Genomic DNA, 19,187 nt, shown 5'->3' with positions numbered 1-19,187 from the left:
CGACCTCACCGAGAATCGCGTCATCACAACGGAATCACGCTTCGCGGCCTGTCTCAACTGACTTTTGCAACAAAATCTGCCAAAAGCCGACGCCTACCCTCTCACGTCTACCCTCTCACGCCGACTGGCCGTATCGTCAGCAGCGCCGCTCCCACGGCCGCCGATACCATTGATCCAGCTAACACACCGATCTTAACGGCGTCCTGCAACTCTTGCGAGGTCGGGAAGGCGAGCAAGCCTATGAACAGACTCATTGTGAAGCCGATACCGCAGAGTACCGCGACGCCATAGAATTGGGTCCAACTCGCATTGGCAGGCAACGCCGCGACTCCGATCCGAATTGCGATCCAACTGAACAGTGACACACCGATTTGCTTTCCGACGAATAGACCCAATACAACTCCGAGCGGGACCGGTTCGAGCAGGGTCGACAAGCTCGTTCCTGAATAGGCTAAGCCAGCATTTGCGAAGCCAAAGATTGGCACGATGATGAACGCGACCCATGGTTGGAGGGTGTGCTCAAGTCGTATCAATGCACTGTCACCGGTGCTTTGCTTCCTTAACGGTATCAGTACCGCGAGCGCTACGCCCGCGAGGGTCGCGTGAACCCCTGATTTGAGGACAAGGAACCAAAGCACCGCACCGAGCGCAAAGTAGAGCCCGAGCCGATCGACGCCCGCCCAGTTGAGGCCCGTGAGAAGAAGGATCACAGCGCAGGCCAGCGCCACCATTACGAGGTTCAAATCGGCGGTGTAAAATGCGGCGATGATCAAAACGGCCCCTAAGTCGTCCAAGATCGCGAGAGCGGTCAAGAACACCTTAAGTGAGACAGGCACACGGCGGCCCAGCAGCGAGAGTACGCCGAGAGCGAAAGCGATGTCAGTTGCAGACGGTATCGCCCAGCCGCGTAAGGTATGCGGTGTGTTTGCGTTGAAGGCCACGTAGATCAGCGCTGGCACGGCCATGCCGCCCAGAGCAGCCATGCCGGGTAGTGCTCGTTTCGGCCAGGTGGACAGTTCACCGTCCAGCATCTCGCGCTTGATCTCCAAGCCAACGAGCAAAAAGAACGCCGCCATAAGCCCGTCATTGATCCAGTGCAGCACCGACAAGCCGAAAACGTTGGTCTTGAGTGCTCCAAAATAGAGCGGTGCTGCTGGCGAGTTCGCAACGATCAACGCGACCGCTGCAACGAGCATGAGCACCAATCCGCCAGATGCCTCGCTTGTAATTAGACGACGTAAAACGGAGCGCGGGCGGTGTTGCGGACGAGTGTGCATACGATGGGTTTAGCAGGGATGCATTGATTGTCGAGGGAGGCTAATTTCCGCTTTGGGTCATTCGCGTCGATTCCGCAATGCACCCTAATTGTCTGGTTCACCCCTGATAGCGGACATGGCTCGACGCCCGGTGTCCGCCGGTTCGACCACGGACGAATTCGGATGTCGATCAGGGAACGCCGAACCGCGTCCCTTAAACGCCGGAGAAAGCCCAAACGTCTAGGGTTGCAATACCGTCGCGCAGCTCCTTGATCGGAATGTACTCCGGCGCATTCCAGAATGCATGGATGGCCTCCATGTCGGGAAACTCGAACATCGAAGCTGGCCGTTGATCATGTTGGCCTTCGAGTATCTCCACTTTTGCGCGTCTGGCGACAAGTTTTGCGCCATGGCGGACCATGAGCGGCCACGCTGCTTGCGCATATTGTTGATACCGTGCTTCGTCTTTGACCGTGTTTTGGAGAATAAGATAGGCAGGCACAACGAACCTCTTGAAAGTAGTTGCTTTCCCCCTGATCCTAGCGAGGCTGTTATTCCGGGGCCACCCTATTAACCCGCAAGGAAGGATTTCAGATGGGCATTGTAGTCATTACTGGGACAAGCACCGGCATTGGGTTCGCGACAGCGGCCACCTTGGCGCGCGGTGGTCACACGGTATTCGCGGGTATGCGAAACCCAGATCGTGGTGACGAACTGCGGGAGCTTGCGTCGAAGGAAAGGCTTTCAATAAGAATTGTACGGCTTGACGTCGACAACGACGATTCCGTCGACGAGGCCTTTAAGAACATCTTGAAAGAGAATGGTCACATCGATGTGTTGGTCAACAACGCGGGGATTTCAGGCGGTGGCCCTGTTGAATTGGTTCCGATTGGCATCTTCCGCCAAATAATGGAAACAAACTTCTTCGGCGCGATCCGATGCATCAAAGCAGTGGTGCCTTCGATGCGTGAAAGGCGAAGCGGATGCATCGTCAATATCACGTCAGTAGCGGGTCAATTTGGAATGTCGCCGCAAGGACCATACGCTGCCTCGAAATGGGCTCTGGAGGGGCTCAGCGAGTGTCTGGCGCAGGAGCTGAGTGCATTTAACGTCCGCGTTGCCATGGTCGAGCCCGGTGTGATCGCTACCCCTATGACAACTTCTCCTAGGCCGATGCCGCCGCCCACCAACCCCTACTTCCCAATCATTCGACGAATGGTTGCCTACTTTACTGCCTCACTAAAAACGCCCAGTTCACCGTTCGAGGTTGCCGAGACCATTCAGGGAATCGTCGATGGCAAAAGTACAAAACTTAGGAACCCGACTGGGCACGATGGAGCAAAACTAATCCAGTGGCGCAAGAGCAAAACTGACGAGGAATGGGTAAAGCTGGGTGCCGCGAGCGACAGTGAATGGGCCGCAGACGCGCAGAAGAATCTAGGGGTGGACGTGAACTCGCCTTAGGCCCGCGCAGAGGCTTGACGTCATGTCGTTCTAAGCGACGCCTCGCCGCGCAGCAGTTCTTGCTGCGACATCGTCAGCATAGAACGTGCACCCGGGTTCTGTCCGTAACCAAGCGTTCATCGCAGCGACTGGCGACAAATCCGGAAACGCCGCCTTCGCAAGTTCCTCGGCCAAGACGTTGCCGATCGCAGCAGCTTTCGCCATTGCGTCAAAGCGCGGCGTGAGCCGCCCTCGTTTGTATATTGCTCTTGCTTCGATCGTGTTCGCAAATTCTAGCGTAGCATCACTTACGGAGAGGCCGTTGCGCTTTGCGTAGGCGGAAAGGGCGGCATCCCACTCGGCTTCCGCTGCTTTACCGAATTGAGGCATATCAGCTCCGTGATGTTTTATGATCGTCATTCGGGCCCCAGCTTGCGCAGGGCGATCTACCGCGGAGATTTCCGCAATCTTGAAAGCGCGCATGATTTTCTTGGCCATCGTTGCTCACCCAATAGTGGCGAAGGAGCGCCTATCCGGCGCTTCCGCGACGAACCTGGTGACGCCGCTGTCCAGCGCGCGGGCTATTGACGGATCGCTTTGACGAACTTGGTTCACGATCCACATGGCCAAATTGTAACCGTTGCCATTGACTGCGACGTAGGCCGAAATTGCAGCTTTCAGAGACATCATTGCGTCGTCGACGTCAGTTTGAGTGCTCATGGTCTTTTCCTTTCACGTTGGCCGCCGAACGGCAGAACGGAGGGATGATTTGAACGCTTCCGCAAGCGGGGTTGCCGTCACCGTTCCATCCGCGCTGAAACACCGGTGGAGACCAGCGGCTTTCGCAGCCCGATCGCGGGATGCCGCGCTGAAGATTATGTTCGTTCGATTGGTGTCGATGATAGCACCAGACTTTGCCAACGCCTTCTGCAGATCGGGCAGCTTCGCGTAGTGCGCGCTGACGTAACCGAGCAGGTTGTCGAACTTTGCCGCCCATGCGATCAACGCATCCGCAGAAGCAAGACCGGCACGGTGCTTCTCGTCGGCGTCGCGCTCGGCGAATTCGCGGCACTCCTCAGCGTCGCGCTTTTCGGCCCCCCCGATTGCAAAAGCCAGATTCTCAAGTTCAGTCGCGACGCGCGCCTGATCTTCGCAGCATTTTGAAAGCGATTTCTTAGCTTCGGCGTCACCTTCAGCAGCCTTTAACGCATATCCAGTGCGTTCGATGCGTAGGTGTTCCAATCGCCTCTGGCCATCCTCGCGCCGCTTGTAGAGGGCCTGCAGCGCCGGGTTCGGCCCGGGCTGCTTTGGCGCACGTTCGCTTTCGAGTGCCTTCGGATAGTCTTTGCGAAGGCGTGCCGCCTCGGCGTTCGCAATGACTATCTCAGCCGCGATGCGATCGCCTTTATCGCGGCGGCGCTCGTTTTCACGTTGCTCGGCATCGCTGAGACGGCGATTGAACCGAAGCGGCTGATTGGTGTCGGCTTCGGCTTGGAGCCGCCGAATTCGACCAAGCACTGCTTCAAGCTCGCTGAGAATTTGCGCTGATGCTTTCATGTGGTTACCAACCTCCATGCGGTAGGTCCCAGCCAACCGAGATAGTATGGAATTGCCCGGCAAATTCGCCAGCGTCGACGCTGATGAGACCGCCTAGATCGATATTTCGAGCGAGTGAAGGTTTCACCAAAAGCAATGCGCCACATACAGCATTCGCAACGTCGTCCTTGCCGGATGGTGGATGATCGATGATGTCCCGGCCACCGCGCGACGTTCGTCGCTCTAGGCTCACTAGCTGCTCCGTCAGTTTCGACAGATCGAGCAGCGCGACGTTCCTGCTATTCAATTCCGGCAACGCGTCGCGATATAGGTCCGATTTTGGCTTTTCTGCAGCCAAATAGCTAACGCCGTGACGCTGAAAGGCCTCTCGCGGCCATTCTCCCGCATATCTGTCGCCACGAACTTGGCTGACGCCATAGCTCTTCAGAAGTTCCGCAAATTCACCCACGACGCCTTCAGGCGCAAATGGCGCAATCCGCTCGCGGACAGCATCAAGTATCAGTACTCGGTCCTCACAATGAGCGATTGCCAATGTCATCGAGTCGTGGCCTCCGCCGCTCGGATCGACAAACGCCGCGTAGTTAATCCCCTCGATCGGTGCGCGCTCATAGACGCTCGGATCAATGGCGGCCTCGACGACTTCCCGACTGACAAAGGCCTCAAGATCGCTTCTAAATTCCGCGCCGTATTCGGCGGCCGCGCTCGCCGGATCGCGCGCCATAGCCCGATCGATCAGGGCCTGTGAAACGGTGGGGTTCATTGTGCGCGTGTCGGCCTTCCACACCAGCACGTCCGGATCGTCGGTTCCGAAGTAGCTTTTGAAAGCGTCCCACAGTGCCCCGCGTCGTCCGTATGGCGATGACGCGACCAACAACATTGCGCCCGGGATGGTTGCCATACCCGGCCTCAGGGCGTCCAGCACCGCGAAGTCAGGCTCGGCCGAGTCATCGGTCGGCCAGAAGGCTGCCTCGTCGCAGAGCACGGCCACAAAGGTGTAACCGCGAGAGGTTTTGAACGAGGCGGTTCTGATTTCGATCGTGACTGAGTTGGTCAAATCTAATCCGTCCGCGCGCTCATGACCTGCTAGCAGCTCATTTAGCATTGGCGTTCCGCCAATGAGACCTTTCACGTATCGCAGAATGGTTCTGGCTTGCTGACGATCGGATGCAATGATTGCTACAGTTGCCCTCTCTCCCGGACCTAAGTAGTCGGCATATGACTTAAAGCAGCTTAGAAAAACGGCAATCAATGCCAGAACAAACGACTTGCCAGCACGACGGCCACAAATCAACCAACCCTCCTTGAACTGTCCCAGCGGTGGCCGCAGACGGCCGGTGCACTTCGCGTAGAGTTCAGTCTGATCCGGCGTGAGCGGATGACCGAATAGCGCCGCAATGAAGGCCAACCACCCCGCCCAAGTCGAGCGGTCCCGAAACCATTGCCCGAACAGTTCTGGATCGTCGCAGGCTTCGACGATGCTGCAGGAGGGGGCTGTCATGCCGGGCCACCGTCCGACGCGCCTGCGGTCTTGTGTGCAGCCTTGCGTGCAAGATATTCGTTAAGGCTCGAACTCGCCGCACCCACGCGCTTGCCGCCCTTGGAACGCAAACTGGCGAGACTTCGCGTCACCGCGCCGGTAAGCCTAAGCAAGGTCTGACTGTCGCAGGGTTCGCCGCGTAGTGTCGCCGCGCTCAAATTCTCCCTCTGAAGGATCAATGCGGCAGCCTGATCGATTAGTGCCATCTCCGCTGAATTCGGTTGGCGACCAAGGTCGCGGATCAGGCCAACAACCAAATCTCGTTGTCGACGCGCCGCGCGTGTTGCGCGCGGTCGCCGATGCACGATTGGGAAGGGCAGGGCAGGAGCTGTCATGCGATTATCTAACCGTTGGTCAAAAGTCGCTAAGGCCGACCAACGCTCGGTATTGGCGTCAGTTATTCGACATGTGTTGGACACAATAACAGTCCGAGTCGGAAAAACCGTTAATACAGCTTGTCTTTCGTTATCTCCACGCGTGCATCTTCCGCCCTGTCCGGGTGGCAATGTTCATAAACTGGGTGTTGTCGGGTTGAGCGTGAGTCGAGACTCCCGTGTTCTTTTTTCAATGAGGCGTTCAATCGCGGTCAGGCGCGCCGGTTTGACGGCGCGCCGCTGCTCGTTCGCGAACTTCTGCCGCTTTTCGGGCCTCTGTCTGAGTGGTGCTAAATCGTCCAGATTGACGGGTGGATGCTCTTGATAAGTATTCTCTCCCCCCATCGTGGGGGGCATCAAATGACCCATCGTGGGGGGTATGGATACCCCCCATTGCGGGGGGGGTGTCCCCGAGTATTTTCGACGATGGCCAGATGCGTCGCTGGGGTTTGTTTTTGACGTAAACGGACGCCCGGATGATGGCCCCGGCGCGTTCCAGCTCCGTCAGACCCGACTGTATCTTCTTGACCGGGATCATCAGCTTGCGGCTCAGGTAGCCGTCGGTGGCGAAAGCGTAGCCCTCTCTAGTGAACAACCATTCCAGCGACCATGCGATCCGCAAAACCCGCGGGCTCTCGGAAAAACGCTTTCCAACTACGACACGCCAAATGTCCAAGCACTTGGCCTTCTCACGGGACGTTTGCCATGACAGAACCGCCGATGGTGTCTCATGTTCGCCGACGAACCGACGTTTCCACCTTTTGGGCGGGTCGGACTGACTGTGCTGGTTTTTTGCAGGTTCGGTCACGCGCCGCACGCCGAGCAGAACAGGCTGGGCGCGCTGACCGCGCCGCACGCCTTGCACCGTTTCAGATCGTGGGGCGCCTTGTTCTTCGATTTTGATGCGCGGCGCAACGTCCATCGCCGCGGCGCGTCGGGCAACCCGTGTCGCAGGACGTTGCCAGCGTGGTCCAGAATGACAGCTCGCTCTTTCCCGGGAGCCGGCCGAAGCGTGCGGCCAACCTGTTGCAGATAGAGTGCGAGGCTCTGGGTCGGTCTCAAAAGGATTGCCGCGCCGATCGCGGGCACGTCAACGCCTTCGCTGATCAAGCCGCAATTCGATAAGACGTCGAGTTCACCAGTGCCGAGCGACGCGATCAGCTTTTTGCGGTTGTCTTTGCTCGTTTCACCATCGACGTGAGCGGCTCTGAAACCCGCCTCGCGAAAGGCTTGTGCAATCAGCTCCGAATGCGCGCAATCGACACCGAACACGACCGCTGGCACGCCTGGGCACCGCTCTTTGTAGTCTGCGACGGCGGAGGCGATCACCGCGTGGTCGGACATTTTTGCGGATAGTTGTTCGAGAGCAAAGTCGCCTGCGCGCGTGCGCAACTGCGAGAGGTTGGGCAAGTGCAGCGGCGTGAAGACCGTTACTGGAACAAGGAATTTACCGCGCGTGAGCGTTGCAACGTCGGGACCGGCGACCATGGTCTCGAAGATTTCATCGAGACCTTTACCGTCGAGCCGGATAGGCGTGGCGGTGACGCCGAGCACCTTTGCTTGGGGATATGCTGCCAAGATGGTGCGCCAGCTTTCCGCGGTCGCATGGTGGCACTCATCGATGACCAATAAATCAAATGGCTGCGCTGTCCGATCGAGCCGTCGTGCCATGGTCAACACGGACGCCACTTGAACCGGCAATTTTGTTGGCGGATAGTCGGGTGAAATGATCCCATGAATCACACCCATCCCGGTCAGCGTCGCCGATATTTGGTCGACGATCTCCTGCCGGTGACCGAGGATGAGGACCCGCTTGCCGCGCTTCACGGCCGACGCGACCACGAAGGCGAAGGCGACCGTTTTCCCGCCGCCGGTCGGAAGCTGGTAGCAGATGCGACTGGCACCAGCGCCGTAGGACTTGCGCATGCGGACAATGTCCAGTGCCTGATAGGGACGAAGAACGACACCGGAAGGCCGCACATTGGCGGCCGTCGAATAATTTTTCGGATGGGGTTTACGCGGGCTGAGCCCTTCGCTATCTATCGAACCGTGACGATCGCTAGATTTTGAAGCCAGCCGCTGCGCCAAAGCGGCTGGTTTTTGCTTTTCAGGCAAGTCAATTACAACGTCGGAACTTCAGTTTCCATCGCACGACGCCACTCCGCTGCGGCTTCGTCGCTGACGAGCCTACGCGAGCCAACGTGCATAAGACGAGGACCCTGTCCGGCTTTTAAAATCTTATAGAAAAAGGCACGGGAAATTCCGTGCACCTTGCAGAATTCATCCACGCCATACGCCTTTTTTCCGTTGGCATGTACGTCAGTCCTCATCTTAATAGTCATCGTCACCTCCCTTAGCCCTCCCTAGCTCGTTCCATCTCCTTTCTCCGCTAAGGCGGGCCGTTGGCCCTAAGAGATAACTGACGCATATGTATACGTATGGATGATGTTAGTCCATTCTGTTCAAGTGTCTGTTGATATTATTCATATAAGATATTGAATAAATTCACTTTATGCCGACGAAGGACTGTCGTTTTGGCGCTCCGAATCTCGGAGCCCCGGCACGAATCGCGTCGGCGACGTAGCTCGGGGCTAGATGGCCGTAGTGCTGCTCGACCATTTTCGTGTCGGCGTGACCAAGGTTCTTGGCGACGACCATCAACGGCACGGCGTTCATCACGGCATGACTGGCCCACGTATGTCTCAGACAGTGAAAATTGATGGCGGGCGAAATCTTCGCGTGCTCGCTGGCCTCTTTCATGGGAATTGTTTGGGCTGAACGTATCCAAGCCGTGCCGTTTGCTCGCGTGAAGATAGGATCATTGCCGGCTCGGCCAACGCAGAGGGAGCGGAATAGCTCAATCCCTTCCTCGGTAAGGATGATATGGCGCGGCTTGCCACTCTTGGACACGTGCACGGCCACCGTGCCAGCATCCCTGTTGAAGTCGCTCACGGTGAAACGAATGAGTTCACCGTATCTCGCGCCGGTTTGAAGGGCTCCTTCGACGAGGGAGCGAAAATCGTGATCTGCAGCGTTAATCAATCGCTGCGCTTCGGAGATACTGAGATAACGCACGCGGGCGGACTCAACCCCTTCAAATGGCTCTACCCGCCGCCATGCGGCGTCGGATGAGATTTTGCCGTCGCGCCACGCTCGATTAAGGCCTCCTTTTAGGATTCTCAAAATTCGGTTAGCCGTGGATCGCCGACGGCGCTGCCAGTCCTCGTCCATTTTCCGGTAATTTTGTTGGGCTCCCTGCTTCGTGCGCTGGCGTGCAGGTGTCTTTGCAAGGTCGCCATGCCAACTTCGCAGTTGGGCTGTGGTCAGGGCTTCGACCTCGAAATCCCCGAGAAGCGGTATAATGAACGCGTTAAGACTATAGCGGGCCGTGCCAGCCGACTTGCGGTTGCTCTCTAAGAAGTCGGAGTATTCTTGCATCGCGACACGGACGGTGAGGGGACGTCCGCTGTTCCCCTTGTTAGCACGTGCCCGCGCTTCCCGGCGTTCACGTGCCTTCTGCTGGGCCTGCCGGTAGTCCAGAATCTCAATACCGTCGGCGTCCGAAAAATCATCAGCCGCGGCGATCACCTCGACCTCGTAGCTCTGCTTGCCGATGTAATGACGCGCGACCCACTTGCCGGGGCCGCTACGAGGTTTCCGGTAACCTAGGTGTAGACCGTGTTCGAGCGATCGGTAGTATGGCTTCCCCGACGGCTGTAAACGGCTGCGGGCGGTTCTCGTGTCCAATGACGCGTCGCGAATTGTTCGTGCCATAAGCAATCCTCACCGAGCGGCAAGTTGAAAAAGTCCAACAAATGTCCAATATGCGCACGTGAACGTCAATGGATGCATAAAATCAAGAATGGATGTTATGCCTGCTGTTATTGGGTTTCTGTGAACGTGTGTAGACGCGCAGAGACGAACTAGAGGCCCTATATGGGCGGCCTCAAAGTCATCGAGCACGACAAATAGCAAAGCCGAAAATGCCCCTGCATCGCGACATCCATTGGATCGGCCGGCAATGGGCTGTCACCGGCCTCGGGATGCAGCTGATCGACCAGAAGCTGAAGGGCTTCTTCGATATCGAGATACCGCAGTTGTGGGACGAGGCGCTGATCGAAACCATGCGGGCCAAGGAATGGCTCAATGTCGCGGATTTCGACAAGGGCCTCGAGGTGGCGCGCAAGCGGTTTCCTCCGGGCGGCGTGACGCAGCCGCCGACGGCGGCCACCCCAGGGCAGCCGGTTGCGTTGGCGGCAGTTCCGGAGGCTCAACCGGTGCCGCCCGTTGCTTCGGCTCCGCCCATCGTATCGGCTCCGGTCATCACATCGATCAAGCCGATTAGAAAAACGCCGGCGCCCGTGCAAATCACGACGCCTGCAGAACTACACCCGCAAGCGCCTGAAATGATCGAGCCGGCAAAATCGGCGCGGGCAGAATTTCAGATGCGGTTTCTGGGGCATGGCAAGTTCATTCGCCCCTGGCGGGTCCGAATGAAAGAGTGAGGGCATTTTGCCGGTTTGCCTCGGCGGGGCTAGCCAGATAATACGACCCGGTAATGAGATCACACTGAGATCGAACCAGATGGCATTTTGACGGATGCGCATTCTCTGCACCAATGACGACGGCATTCACGCTCCCGGTCTGAAGGTCGTCGAGGAGATCGCCCGCGCGTTGTCGGACGACGTCTGGATCGTTGCGCCCGAACTCGATCAATCCGGCGTCTCGCATTCGCTGTCGCTGAACGATCCGCTGCGGCTGCGCGAAGTCGGCCCCCGACACTTTGCAGTGCGCGGCACGCCGACCGATTGCGTGATCATGGGCGCGCGCCACATTCTTGGTAAGAAGCTGCCGGACCTCGTGCTGTCGGGCGTCAACAAGGGCCGTAACGTCGCCGAGGACGTGGTCTATTCCGGCACCATCGCCGGCGCGCTGGAAGGAACTATCCTCGGCATCCCGTCATTCGCGTTGAGCCAGGAATTTTCCATCGACACGCGCCACGCGCCGCTGTGGGACACGGCGGTGAAATTCGGGCCGGATATCGTGCGCAAGGTGATCGACGCCGGCGTGCCCAAGAACACCGTGATCAACGTCAATTTTCCGGCTTGCATGCCTGATGAGGTCAAGGGCATCCGCGTCACGCGGCAGGGCAAGCGCAACCTCGGCTTCCTGAAAGTCGATGAGCGCCATGACGGCCGCGGCAATCCCTATTTCTGGATTGGCTTCGAACGCGCCGCGGTGCTGGACACGCCGGCCGAAGGCACCGATCTCGCTGCGTTGGCCGCGCGCTACGTCTCGGTGACGCCGCTGCGGCTCGACCGCACCGACGAAGCGTTTTCGGAAGCGCTGACGACGACGTTGAAGTGATCGAGCTATACACACCGGCGTCATCCTGAGGTGCGAGCGCAGCGAGCCTCGAAGGATGATTGGTTAGCTCGGTCTCGGCTGTCCACCGCGCCGGCGAGACAACTCGCCGAGCTTCGTCCAATCAGAACTCAGCAACGCCTCTTTCTTAGCACGACTCCCGCCCTTGATCTGGCGCTCTGCCGCAATCCCATCAGTTATCCGGTCGAAATACTCGGACCAGACAAGAACGACCGGCCGCCTCGTCTATGCCCCTGCGTTGTGCTGATCGACACGAGGGCCGAGATCGTCTCCGGTTGCGCTCCCCACATAATAAGATCCGTCGGCGCAACGAAGCATATAGACGTACACACCCATCGCCGTCGTCCTTCGAGGCTCGCAAGTGCTCGCACCTCAGGATGACGTCGATTGATCAGCTGTCAACTCGGCTTCGAAGAAGCTAAGCCGCAGCGCTCTTCAGCGCGCTGTTGATCATCTGCGCCAGCGTTTCCAGCTGAAACGGTTTTTGCAGGGCCGGGCGATCGCGATATTCCTCGGGCAGGCCCGAGGAGCCGTAGCCGGTCGCGAAAATGAAGGGCCGGTTGCGCGCCTTGATCAGTTCGGCCACCGGCGTGATCACCTTGCCGTTGACGTTGACGTCGAGGATGGCGAGATCGAACTCGGTGGATTGGGCGAGCTTGACGGCTTCGCCGATTTCGCCGGCCTCGGCGGCGACGCTGTAGCCGAGCTCTTCGAGCATGTCGGCAACCATCATCCGGATCATGACCTCGTCTTCGACGAGAAACACTGAACAGCCCTGCGGCCGCGTCGCCATCATGATGGAATCCTTGCCCTTCCCGAGCTCAAGGTTCGCAAATAACACCAATCGGCGCAACGACAAGATGGGATAGGCCAAGGCCTGTGGCCCACCCTTCAAGAGCCCGATTTTCCGGCCTTTAACGCTGCTTCCGGACCGTGGTTCCGCGATCGGAACCCAATTTTGAGGAAATTCTTCCTTAAAGCTCTGGTGGCTATTGCATCCAATCCCTGCCGAAGCACTAGATGAATGGCCAAGCCGTGACCCTTGAGTCGCTAATGTCGCAAAAACCGCCCGAAAAGATGATGTTCCAGCTGACCCTGCGGCGGCGCGGGATCAGCGACCAGACCATCCTGCGCACCATGGAAGAGGTGCCGCGCGAGATGTTCGTGACCTCGGCCGATCGCGGCCATGCCTATCGCGACAGCGCGCTCGGCATCGCCTGCGGGCAAACCATCAGCCAGCCCTTCGTGGTCGCCTACATGACCGAGCAATTGCAGCTGCAAAAGCAACACAAGGTGCTCGAGATCGGCACCGGCTCCGGTTACCAGGCCGCGATCCTGTCTCGGCTTTGCAAGCACGTCCTGACCATGGAGCGGTACCGGACGCTGGCCGACAGCGCGCGCACCCGGCTGGAAAAGCTGGGCTACGACAATATCGAGGTCCTGCTTGGCGACGGCTTCGATATCCCGCCAGGTGCCGGGGATTTCGACCGCATCATCGTGACCGCGGCGATGGAGCAAATCCCGGAGAAGTTGCTGGCGCGGCTCGAGCCCGGCGGCATCCTGATCGCACCGGTCGGACCCCACCAGGGTGTTCAGACTCTGCTGCGCGTCACGAGGACTGACGCAAGGTTCGACCGCAAGGCGCTGGTCGACGTGCGCTTCGTGCCGGCGCTGCCGGGGATTGCCCGCGAACTGTAAAATCACGGATTGGCGGTTCCCGCCAACATCTTATTTGAAGGGTTAAGCGGTTATTTACTCGGTACGTGTTTACTCAAAAGAGTATTTAGTTGCGTATGAGTGAGTAACCATGTCCCGTGTCGTCGAGTTGCTTCGCTCGCGTCGCGTACCGCAGGTGGCGGTGCTGACGCTGATGTCGTTTGGCTTTGCCGGCTGCAGCGCCGATATGTCGACGCGCTTCTCGCAAAACACTCTGTCAAACCCCTTCAACTATCAGCCGGACACGACCGGTACGGTGCAGCAGGCGCCGGCGCCCGAGGTCGAGCGTCGCGAACTGCCGCAATATGCGCGGCCGCAAGCCCAGGCTCCACAGTATCAGTCGCAATATCAGTCGTCGGCCCTGCCGCCACCGCCGCCGGTGGTGACAGCGCCGCGATCGTATCAGGCCGCAGGCAACGGTGTGTCGGGCGGAGGCCGCGGGCTTTCGTCCTATACCCCGCCGGGCCAACCAAAGCTCGAGACCACCGCCACCGTTGCACCGCGCTCGGTTGCCGCTGCGCCCGCGCATGGCGGCACCACGATCATCGTCGGTACCAGCGACACGCTCGATATCCTGGCCAAGCGCTACAACGTTTCGCCAGCCGCGATCCTGCAGGCCAATGGTTACAAGGGACCGCGCGCGCTGTCGCCCGGCCAGCAACTGATCATCCCGCGCCAGACCGTTGCCGCTGCGCCCGCGCCGGCAGTAGCGCCGCCGGCCAGCAAGCCGGTCGCAGCCGTGGCAGGGCCGTCGAGCGTGCACGTCGTCAATCGCGGCGACACGTTGATGAGCATTGCGCGCCGCAACAACCTCCCGGTGGCGGATCTCGCCAAGGCCAACAACCTCGACACATCGGCCAAACTCAGCCTCGGCATGAAGCTGAACGTGCCCGGCGCCAAGACCGCCGCCGCTCCAGCGGCGCAGCCTGTTGCACCGGTGCAGCAGGTCGCCGCAGTCGCAGCGCCTGCCCCCAAGCCAGGTACACCCGCTGCACAGCCGCAAAGTGCGCGCCTGGCGCAGTCGACCGTCAATGTCGAGGAAAAACCGGCGGCCGAAGCGCCGGCGGTCAAGTCCAGCGAAGCCACCGGCGCGCTGCCGACCTTCCGCTGGCCGGTACGCGGCAAGGTCATCACGACCTACGGCGCCAAGACCAACGGCAAGGCCAATGACGGCATCAATCTGGCGGTGCCGGAAGGCACCCCGGTGAAGGCTGCCGAAGACGGCGTCGTCGCTTACTCGGGCAATGAATTGAAGGGTTACGGCAATCTCATTCTGGTTCGGCACTCCAACGGTTACGTCACCGCATATGCCCATGCGAGTGAGCTGATGGTGAAGCGCGGCGACACGATCAAGCGCGGCCAGATTATTGCCAAGTCGGGCCAATCGGGTGAGGTGGGGTCGCCGCAACTCCACTTCGAGATCCGCAAAGGATCTTCACCGGTTGACCCGCTTCAATTCCTGAACGGGGCTTGATTGTCATTGCCGGGCAAAGCAGTCTGCCTGGCGCAGACTGCGTAAACTTGTCTGCGCTCCCGGCAATCCATCCCTGAAGAAAGCGTTCTTGCGAAGAGCGATGGATACGCGGGTCAAGCCCGCGTAGGACGCCGGAATTTGACGCAAGTCCGGGCGCGAACTACTTCCCCGCCAGCCGCACACCTAGCCTTCCGGCCAGTTCCTGCGTGAACTGCCAGGCGACGCGTCCCGAGCGTGAACCGCGTGTCGTCGACCATTCCAGCGCTTCGCGTTCCAGTTCATCATCGGCAAGCTGGATGCCGTAATGGCCGCAATAGCCGCGAACCATCGCCAGGTATTCGTCCTGGCTGCAGCGATGGAAGCCGAGCCACAGACCGAAGCGGTCCGACAGCGAGACTTTTTCCTCGACCGCTTCGCCGGGATTGATCGCGGTCGAGCGCTCGTTCTCGATCATCTCGCGCGCCAGAAGATGCCGGCGGTTCGAGGTGGCGTAGAGGATGACGTTGTCCGGGCGCCCCTCGATTCCGCCTTCGAGCACCGCTTTCAGCGATTTGTAGGAGGCGTCGTTGCCGTCGAAGGAGAGGTCGTCGCAGAACACGATGAAGCGGAACGAAGAGCTGCGCACGCGGTCCATCAGGCCCGGCAGGCTCTCGATGTCCTCGCGATGGATCTCGATCAGCTTGAGTTTGTCGGCCGGCTTGCGCTTGAGGTTGATGTCGGCATGCGCGGCCTTGACCAGCGACGACTTGCCCATGCCGCGCGCGCCCCACAGCAGCGCGTTGTTGGCGGGCAGGCCGTCGGCAAACCGCTCGGTATTCTCGATCAGGATGTCGCGCATCCGGTCGATGCCCTTGAGCAACCCGAGGTCGACCCGGCTGACGTGCGGCACAGGCGCCAGCCGCCCGTCCGGGTGCCAGACGAAGGCGTCCGCAGCCCCGAACGACTCAGGTCCCGAGGTTGCCGGGGAGGCCGCGGAAAGGTGGTTCGCGATGGCCTCCAGCGCGTCTGCGATGCGCTTGGCGGTGACGTCTTTGGAGGGGGCTGCCGGACGTTTTGTCGCGGTTTTTGCGGGCTTCCGCCGGCCTGCTTTGGAGGTGGCGCGAGCCGCTGTTTTATTGGGTTTTTTCGACATTTTCCCTGTTCCTGACGGCGCAGCCTTAACGGGCCTTGGAAGCTCCCGCAAGCGCCCTAAATGAGGGGGCTGGCAGCGTTGCAATTGGGACGGCCGCCGCTATAGTCCGCGCGAATTTGCCCGGACCGGCCAGACGCTTGCGTCGCCGGTCGTTTCCCGTCTCACGAGGATTGTTCGAATGCTGATTACTCCTGCGTACGCCCAGGCCGCAGCCGGTGGCGATGCCAACAGCATGTTGATGTCGCTGCTGCCGTTCGCGCTGATCTTCGTCATCATGTACTTCCTGATTCTGCGTCCGCAGCAGAAGAAGATAAAGGACCACGCCGAACTGGTGAAAAACATCCGGCGCGGCGACACCGTCGTGACCTCCGGCGGCCTGGTCGGCAAGGTGACCAAGGTTGTCGACGACGACCAGATCGAGTTCGAGATTTCCGACGGGGTACGCGTGCGCCAGATGCGGCAGATGATCTCGGGCGTCCGCGCCAAGGGCGAGCCGGCCAAGGAAAAGGCCGAAACCGCCAAGGACGAGACGTCCGCGAGCTGATTTGCGCTCTGCATACTCCTGATCTGACGGGTCAACTCGATGTTGTATTTCACGCGGTGGAAGACGCTGGCGATCATTCTGACCGCGCTGGTGGTGTGCCTGTGCGCCGTTCCGAACTTCTTCCCCGAGGCCAAGGTAAAGACCTGGCCGAAATGGGCGCAGCGGCACATCGTGCTCGGCCTCGATTTGCAGGGCGGCTCGTCGCTGCTGCTGGAAGTCGACTCCAACTACGTCAAGAAGGAAAAGCTCGACCAGGTGCGCGACGACGTACGCCGTGTGCTGCGCGAGGCCAAGATCCAGTATACCGGCCTCAGTGCCCGTGCCGATGTCGTCGAAGTGCGCATCACCAAAGACACCGATGTGCCGACCGCGCTGACCAAACTGCGCGAACTGTCGCAACCGCTTGGCGGCTTGCTGGGGTCGAGCGGCCAGCGTGGCCTTGAGGTTGCTGACGGTGGTGGTGGTGTGATTCGGCTGACCGTCCCTCCGGCCGCGGTCACTGAGCGCATCCGCCAGTCGGTCGAACAATCGATCCAGATCGTCGAGCGCCGCGTCAACGAACTCGGAACGGTGGAACCCTTGATCCAGCGTCAGGGAATCGACCGTATCCTGGTGCAGGTGCCGGGCCTGCAAGATCCGACGCGACTGAAGGACATTCTTGGCAAGACCGCCAAGATGGAATTCCGGATGGTCGATCTCACGGTGCCGCCGGACCAGGCGCAACGGGGGAGCGTGCCGCCGGACTCGGAGTTGCTGCCCAGTGCCGACCCACAATATCCGCAACCCTATGTGATCAAGAAGCAGGTGCTGGTCTCGGGCGGCGACCTGATCGACGCCCAGCCGGGCTTCGACCAGCGCACCAACCAGCCGATCGTTTCATTCAAGTTCAACAGCTCCGGATCACGGAAGTTCGCGGCCGCAACGACAGAACACGTCAAGGAGCCGTTCGCGATCGTGCTGGACGGCAAGGTGATCTCGGCGCCGGTCATCCAGGAACCGATCACCGGTGGCTCCGGCCAGATATCCGGTAACTTTACCGTGCAGGCCGCCAACGATCTGGCGATTCTGCTCCGCGCCGGCGCGCTGCCGGCACCGCTGACCATCATCGAGGAACGCACCGTCGGTCCGGGCCTCGGTCAGGATTCGATCGAGAAGGGCGAGCTTGCGGCCTATGTCGGCTCGATCCTGGTCATCGTGTTCATGCTGGTGACGTATCGGCTGTTTGGCGTGTTCGCCAATATCGCGGTCGCGATCAACGTCGCCATGATCTTCGGCATCCTGTCGCTGCTGAACGCCACGCTGACATTGCCGGGTATCGCCGGCATCGTGCTCACGGTCGGCATCGCGGTCGACTCCAACGTCTTGATCTACGAGCGCATCCGCGAAGAGTTGCGCGGTGGCCGCACCGCGATTTCGGCGATCGACGCCGGCTTCAGGCGCGCGCTATCGACCATTCTCGATTCCAACATCACGACCTTCATCGCCGCCGCGGTGCTGTTCTATATCGGCACCGGGCCGGTGCGCGGCTTCGCCGTGACACTCGGCATCGGCATCATCACCACCGTGTTCACCGCGTTTACCCTGACCAGCCTCATCGTCGCCGGCTGGGTACGATGGAAGCGGCCGAAGACCGTGCCAATCTGAAGCATGATCCCGAAAAGTGGACACCGGTTTTCGGAGCACATCATGCTTCTAAACAGAAATAGAGCGACGAACATGATCCAGCTGCGCTGGATCATGTTCGCGCTGACAATGCGGAGCCAGCTTTGACACAATACGTCCTCATCGGGCTGGGCATTCTGATTGCCGTGCTGACCGTGGTCGCCATATTCGATCTGCTGCCGCCGCTGCGCATCGTGCCTGACGATACGCATTTCGATTTCACGCGCTTTCGCCGCATCAGCTTTCCGATCTCTGCGGCGCTTTCGATCGTGGCGATCATCCTGTTCTTCACACACGGCCTGAATTTCGGCATCGACTTCAAGGGCGGAACGCTGCTGGAGGTGCAGTCCAAGTCGGGCTCCGCCGACATCGCCACGATGCGTGCGACCTTGAGCAATCTCGGCCTCGGCGAGGTGCAGCTTCAGCAGTTCGGTGGTCCGGCCGACGTCCTGATCCGGGTTGCCGAGCAGCCTGGCGGCGACAAGGCGCAACAGGATGCGGTGACGAAGGTCCGCACCGCCCTCGGCGACAGTGTGGAGTATCGCCGCGTCGAGGTGGTGGGGCCTCGCGTTTCCGGCGAATTGCTGGCTTACGGCATGCTCGGCCTGATGCTCGCGATCTTCGCGATCCTGATCTATCTCTGGTTCCGGTTCGAATGGCAGTTCGCGCTCGGCGCCATGATCGCCAACGTCCACGATATCGTGCTGACGATCGGCTTCATGTCGCTCACGCAGGTCGATTTCGACCTCACCAGTATCGCGGCGCTCTTGACGATTCTCGGCTACTCCCTGAACGACACGGTCGTGATCTATGACCGCATCAGGGAAATGCTGCGGCGTTACAAGAAAATGCCGATGCCGCAACTGCTCAACGAATCCATCAATTCGACACTGTCGCGCTCGATCATCACCCACGTCACGGTGACGCTGGCGTTGCTGGCGCTGCTTTTGTTCGGCGGCCACGCGATCCACAGCTTCACGGCGGTCATGATGTTCGGCGTCGTGCTGGTCGGCACCTACACCTCGATCTTCATCGCGGCGCCGATCCTGATCTATCTCGGCGTCGGCGAGCACCGCGACGCGCCGGATACGCCCAAAAAGAAGTAAG

At 59.8% G+C, this 19,187-nt stretch carries 20 protein-coding genes and 1 pseudogene; 8 read left to right on the top strand and 13 right to left on the bottom strand.

The features are described from left to right. Nucleotides 1–107: 107 nt before the first annotated feature. Entirely contained in the window at nucleotides 108–1,277 is a 1,170-nt protein-coding gene (nhaA, locus tag JQ575_RS39650; protein WP_212038605.1) for a Na+/H+ antiporter NhaA, read from the bottom strand. Nucleotides 1,278–1,470: 193 nt separating this feature from the next. Then, nucleotides 1,471–1,758, bottom strand: coding sequence for a DUF1330 domain-containing protein (locus JQ575_RS39645; RefSeq protein ID WP_212038604.1), 288 nt, complete (start codon nucleotides 1,756–1,758; stop codon nucleotides 1,471–1,473). Between the two features lie 92 nt (nucleotides 1,759–1,850). On the opposite strand from JQ575_RS39645, the gene JQ575_RS39640 reads away from it, so the two are divergent. Continuing rightward, entirely contained in the window at nucleotides 1,851–2,720 is an 870-nt protein-coding gene (locus JQ575_RS39640; RefSeq protein WP_212038603.1) for an SDR family oxidoreductase, read from the top strand. Between the two features lie 30 nt (nucleotides 2,721–2,750). Here JQ575_RS39640 and JQ575_RS39635 read toward each other — a convergent pair whose 3' ends face one another. The 8 genes from JQ575_RS39635 to JQ575_RS39600 all read right to left on the bottom strand — a co-directional run bounded on the left by JQ575_RS39635 (nucleotide 2,751) and on the right by JQ575_RS39600 (nucleotide 9,941). Next, nucleotides 2,751–3,197, bottom strand: a complete 447-nt coding sequence (locus JQ575_RS39635) for a hypothetical protein (RefSeq protein WP_212038602.1) — start codon at nucleotides 3,195–3,197, stop codon at nucleotides 2,751–2,753. Nucleotides 3,198–3,203: 6 nt separating this feature from the next. After that, the gene (locus tag JQ575_RS39630; protein ID WP_212038601.1) at nucleotides 3,204–3,419 is read right to left on the bottom strand and encodes a hypothetical protein; all 216 of its coding nucleotides are present in this window, start codon (nucleotides 3,417–3,419) and stop codon (nucleotides 3,204–3,206) included. A 12-nt stretch (nucleotides 3,420–3,431) separates the two neighbouring features. Continuing rightward, on the bottom strand, nucleotides 3,432–4,256 hold the full coding sequence (locus tag JQ575_RS39625; RefSeq protein WP_212038600.1) for a hypothetical protein: 825 nt from the start codon (nucleotides 4,254–4,256) through the stop codon (nucleotides 3,432–3,434). Nucleotides 4,257–4,260: 4 nt separating this feature from the next. Continuing rightward, nucleotides 4,261–5,754 carry a hypothetical protein gene (locus tag JQ575_RS39620; protein WP_212038599.1) on the bottom strand — a complete coding sequence of 498 codons (1,494 nt, stop codon included), beginning with the start codon at nucleotides 5,752–5,754 and terminating at the stop codon, nucleotides 4,261–4,263. Then, on the bottom strand, nucleotides 5,751–6,128 hold the full coding sequence (locus JQ575_RS39615) for a hypothetical protein (protein ID WP_212038598.1): 378 nt from the start codon (nucleotides 6,126–6,128) through the stop codon (nucleotides 5,751–5,753). Before JQ575_RS39615 ends, JQ575_RS39620 begins: the two co-directional genes overlap by 4 nt. Before the next feature lie 843 nt (nucleotides 6,129–6,971). Continuing rightward, the gene (locus JQ575_RS39610; protein ID WP_212038597.1) at nucleotides 6,972–8,282 is read right to left on the bottom strand and encodes a DEAD/DEAH box helicase; all 1,311 of its coding nucleotides are present in this window, start codon (nucleotides 8,280–8,282) and stop codon (nucleotides 6,972–6,974) included. A gap of 5 nt (nucleotides 8,283–8,287) precedes the next feature. Next, nucleotides 8,288–8,509 carry a hypothetical protein gene (locus tag JQ575_RS39605; protein ID WP_249167205.1) on the bottom strand — a complete coding sequence of 74 codons (222 nt, stop codon included), beginning with the start codon at nucleotides 8,507–8,509 and terminating at the stop codon, nucleotides 8,288–8,290. Between the two features lie 163 nt (nucleotides 8,510–8,672). Further along, nucleotides 8,673–9,941 (bottom strand): site-specific integrase, encoded by a 1,269-nt coding sequence (locus tag JQ575_RS39600; RefSeq protein WP_212038596.1) that lies wholly within the window; start codon nucleotides 9,939–9,941, stop codon nucleotides 8,673–8,675. A gap of 209 nt (nucleotides 9,942–10,150) precedes the next feature. On the opposite strand from JQ575_RS39600, the gene JQ575_RS39595 reads away from it, so the two are divergent. Together JQ575_RS39595 and surE are read left to right on the top strand one after the other, a co-directional pair. Beyond that, nucleotides 10,151–10,672, top strand: a complete 522-nt coding sequence (locus JQ575_RS39595; RefSeq protein WP_212038595.1) for a hypothetical protein — start codon at nucleotides 10,151–10,153, stop codon at nucleotides 10,670–10,672. 94 nt (nucleotides 10,673–10,766) lie between these two features. Further along, nucleotides 10,767–11,534 (top strand): 5'/3'-nucleotidase SurE, encoded by a 768-nt coding sequence (gene surE / locus JQ575_RS39590; protein ID WP_212038594.1) that lies wholly within the window; start codon nucleotides 10,767–10,769, stop codon nucleotides 11,532–11,534. Nucleotides 11,535–11,597: 63 nt separating this feature from the next. Here the strand turns inward: surE and JQ575_RS39585 are convergent. Both JQ575_RS39585 and JQ575_RS39580 read right to left on the bottom strand, forming a co-directional pair. Beyond that, a pseudogene (locus tag JQ575_RS39585) lies at nucleotides 11,598–11,888 on the bottom strand (GIY-YIG nuclease family protein). Between the two features lie 82 nt (nucleotides 11,889–11,970). After that, a complete protein-coding gene (locus JQ575_RS39580; RefSeq protein ID WP_212038593.1) occupies nucleotides 11,971–12,348 on the bottom strand; it encodes a response regulator in 378 nt (125 codons plus the stop codon). 257 nt (nucleotides 12,349–12,605) lie between these two features. On the opposite strand from JQ575_RS39580, the gene JQ575_RS39575 reads away from it, so the two are divergent. After that, nucleotides 12,606–13,250, top strand: coding sequence for a protein-L-isoaspartate(D-aspartate) O-methyltransferase (locus JQ575_RS39575; RefSeq protein WP_409364876.1), 645 nt, complete (start codon nucleotides 12,606–12,608; stop codon nucleotides 13,248–13,250). A gap of 109 nt (nucleotides 13,251–13,359) precedes the next feature. After that, nucleotides 13,360–14,742, top strand: coding sequence for a peptidoglycan DD-metalloendopeptidase family protein (locus JQ575_RS39570; RefSeq protein WP_212038592.1), 1,383 nt, complete (start codon nucleotides 13,360–13,362; stop codon nucleotides 14,740–14,742). 160 nt (nucleotides 14,743–14,902) lie between these two features. Here JQ575_RS39570 and JQ575_RS39565 read toward each other — a convergent pair whose 3' ends face one another. After that, nucleotides 14,903–15,874: an ATP-binding protein gene (locus JQ575_RS39565; protein ID WP_212038591.1), complete on the bottom strand. Its 972-nt coding sequence runs from the start codon at nucleotides 15,872–15,874 to the stop codon at nucleotides 14,903–14,905. 178 nt (nucleotides 15,875–16,052) lie between these two features. Here JQ575_RS39565 and yajC point away from each other — a divergent pair, with 178 nt between their 5' ends. The 3 genes from yajC to secF all read left to right on the top strand — a co-directional run bounded on the left by yajC (nucleotide 16,053) and on the right by secF (nucleotide 19,186). Next, complete coding sequence (gene yajC, locus JQ575_RS39560; RefSeq protein WP_211996710.1) at nucleotides 16,053–16,418, top strand: preprotein translocase subunit YajC; 366 nt, start codon at nucleotides 16,053–16,055, stop codon at nucleotides 16,416–16,418. Nucleotides 16,419–16,457: 39 nt separating this feature from the next. Further along, entirely contained in the window at nucleotides 16,458–18,062 is a 1,605-nt protein-coding gene (gene secD / locus JQ575_RS39555) for a protein translocase subunit SecD (RefSeq protein ID WP_212038590.1), read from the top strand. A gap of 122 nt (nucleotides 18,063–18,184) precedes the next feature. Next, on the top strand, nucleotides 18,185–19,186 hold the full coding sequence (secF, locus tag JQ575_RS39550; RefSeq protein WP_212038589.1) for a protein translocase subunit SecF: 1,002 nt from the start codon (nucleotides 18,185–18,187) through the stop codon (nucleotides 19,184–19,186). Nucleotide 19,187: the final 1 nt, after the last annotated feature.

It is taken from the genome of Bradyrhizobium sp. JYMT SZCCT0428 (assembly GCF_018131075.1).
Lineage (GTDB): Bacteria > Pseudomonadota > Alphaproteobacteria > Rhizobiales > Xanthobacteraceae > Bradyrhizobium.
Note: the sequence above shows the minus strand (reverse complement) of the source record. Positions and strands in the feature narration are given on the sequence as shown.

Bases quoted from the DNA above. Each gene is read 5' to 3' on its own strand.
- JQ575_RS39625 (WP_212038600.1), bottom strand. From the start codon at position 4,256: ATGAAAGCATCAGCGCAAATTCTCAGCGAGCTTGAAGCAGTGCTTGGT.
- JQ575_RS39640 (WP_212038603.1), top strand. From the start codon at position 1,851: ATGGGCATTGTAGTCATTACTGGGACAAGCACCGGCATTGGGTTCGCG.
- JQ575_RS39565 (WP_212038591.1), bottom strand. From the start codon at position 15,874: ATGTCGAAAAAACCCAATAAAACAGCGGCTCGCGCCACCTCCAAAGCA.
- JQ575_RS39635 (WP_212038602.1), bottom strand. From the start codon at position 3,197: ATGGCCAAGAAAATCATGCGCGCTTTCAAGATTGCGGAAATCTCCGCG.
- JQ575_RS39595 (WP_212038595.1), top strand. From the start codon at position 10,151: ATGCCCCTGCATCGCGACATCCATTGGATCGGCCGGCAATGGGCTGTC.
- JQ575_RS39630 (WP_212038601.1), bottom strand. From the start codon at position 3,419: ATGAGCACTCAAACTGACGTCGACGACGCAATGATGTCTCTGAAAGCT.
- JQ575_RS39580 (WP_212038593.1), bottom strand. From the start codon at position 12,348: ATGATGGCGACGCGGCCGCAGGGCTGTTCAGTGTTTCTCGTCGAAGAC.
- nhaA (WP_212038605.1), bottom strand. From the start codon at position 1,277: ATGCACACTCGTCCGCAACACCGCCCGCGCTCCGTTTTACGTCGTCTA.
- JQ575_RS39600 (WP_212038596.1), bottom strand. From the start codon at position 9,941: ATGGCACGAACAATTCGCGACGCGTCATTGGACACGAGAACCGCCCGC.
- JQ575_RS39570 (WP_212038592.1), top strand. From the start codon at position 13,360: ATGTCCCGTGTCGTCGAGTTGCTTCGCTCGCGTCGCGTACCGCAGGTG.
- JQ575_RS39605 (WP_249167205.1), bottom strand. From the start codon at position 8,509: ATGACTATTAAGATGAGGACTGACGTACATGCCAACGGAAAAAAGGCG.
- yajC (WP_211996710.1), top strand. From the start codon at position 16,053: ATGCTGATTACTCCTGCGTACGCCCAGGCCGCAGCCGGTGGCGATGCC.
- JQ575_RS39575 (WP_409364876.1), top strand. From the start codon at position 12,606: ATGTCGCAAAAACCGCCCGAAAAGATGATGTTCCAGCTGACCCTGCGG.
- secD (WP_212038590.1), top strand. From the start codon at position 16,458: ATGTTGTATTTCACGCGGTGGAAGACGCTGGCGATCATTCTGACCGCG.
- surE (WP_212038594.1), top strand. From the start codon at position 10,767: ATGCGCATTCTCTGCACCAATGACGACGGCATTCACGCTCCCGGTCTG.
- JQ575_RS39615 (WP_212038598.1), bottom strand. From the start codon at position 6,128: ATGACAGCTCCTGCCCTGCCCTTCCCAATCGTGCATCGGCGACCGCGC.
- JQ575_RS39620 (WP_212038599.1), bottom strand. From the start codon at position 5,754: ATGACAGCCCCCTCCTGCAGCATCGTCGAAGCCTGCGACGATCCAGAA.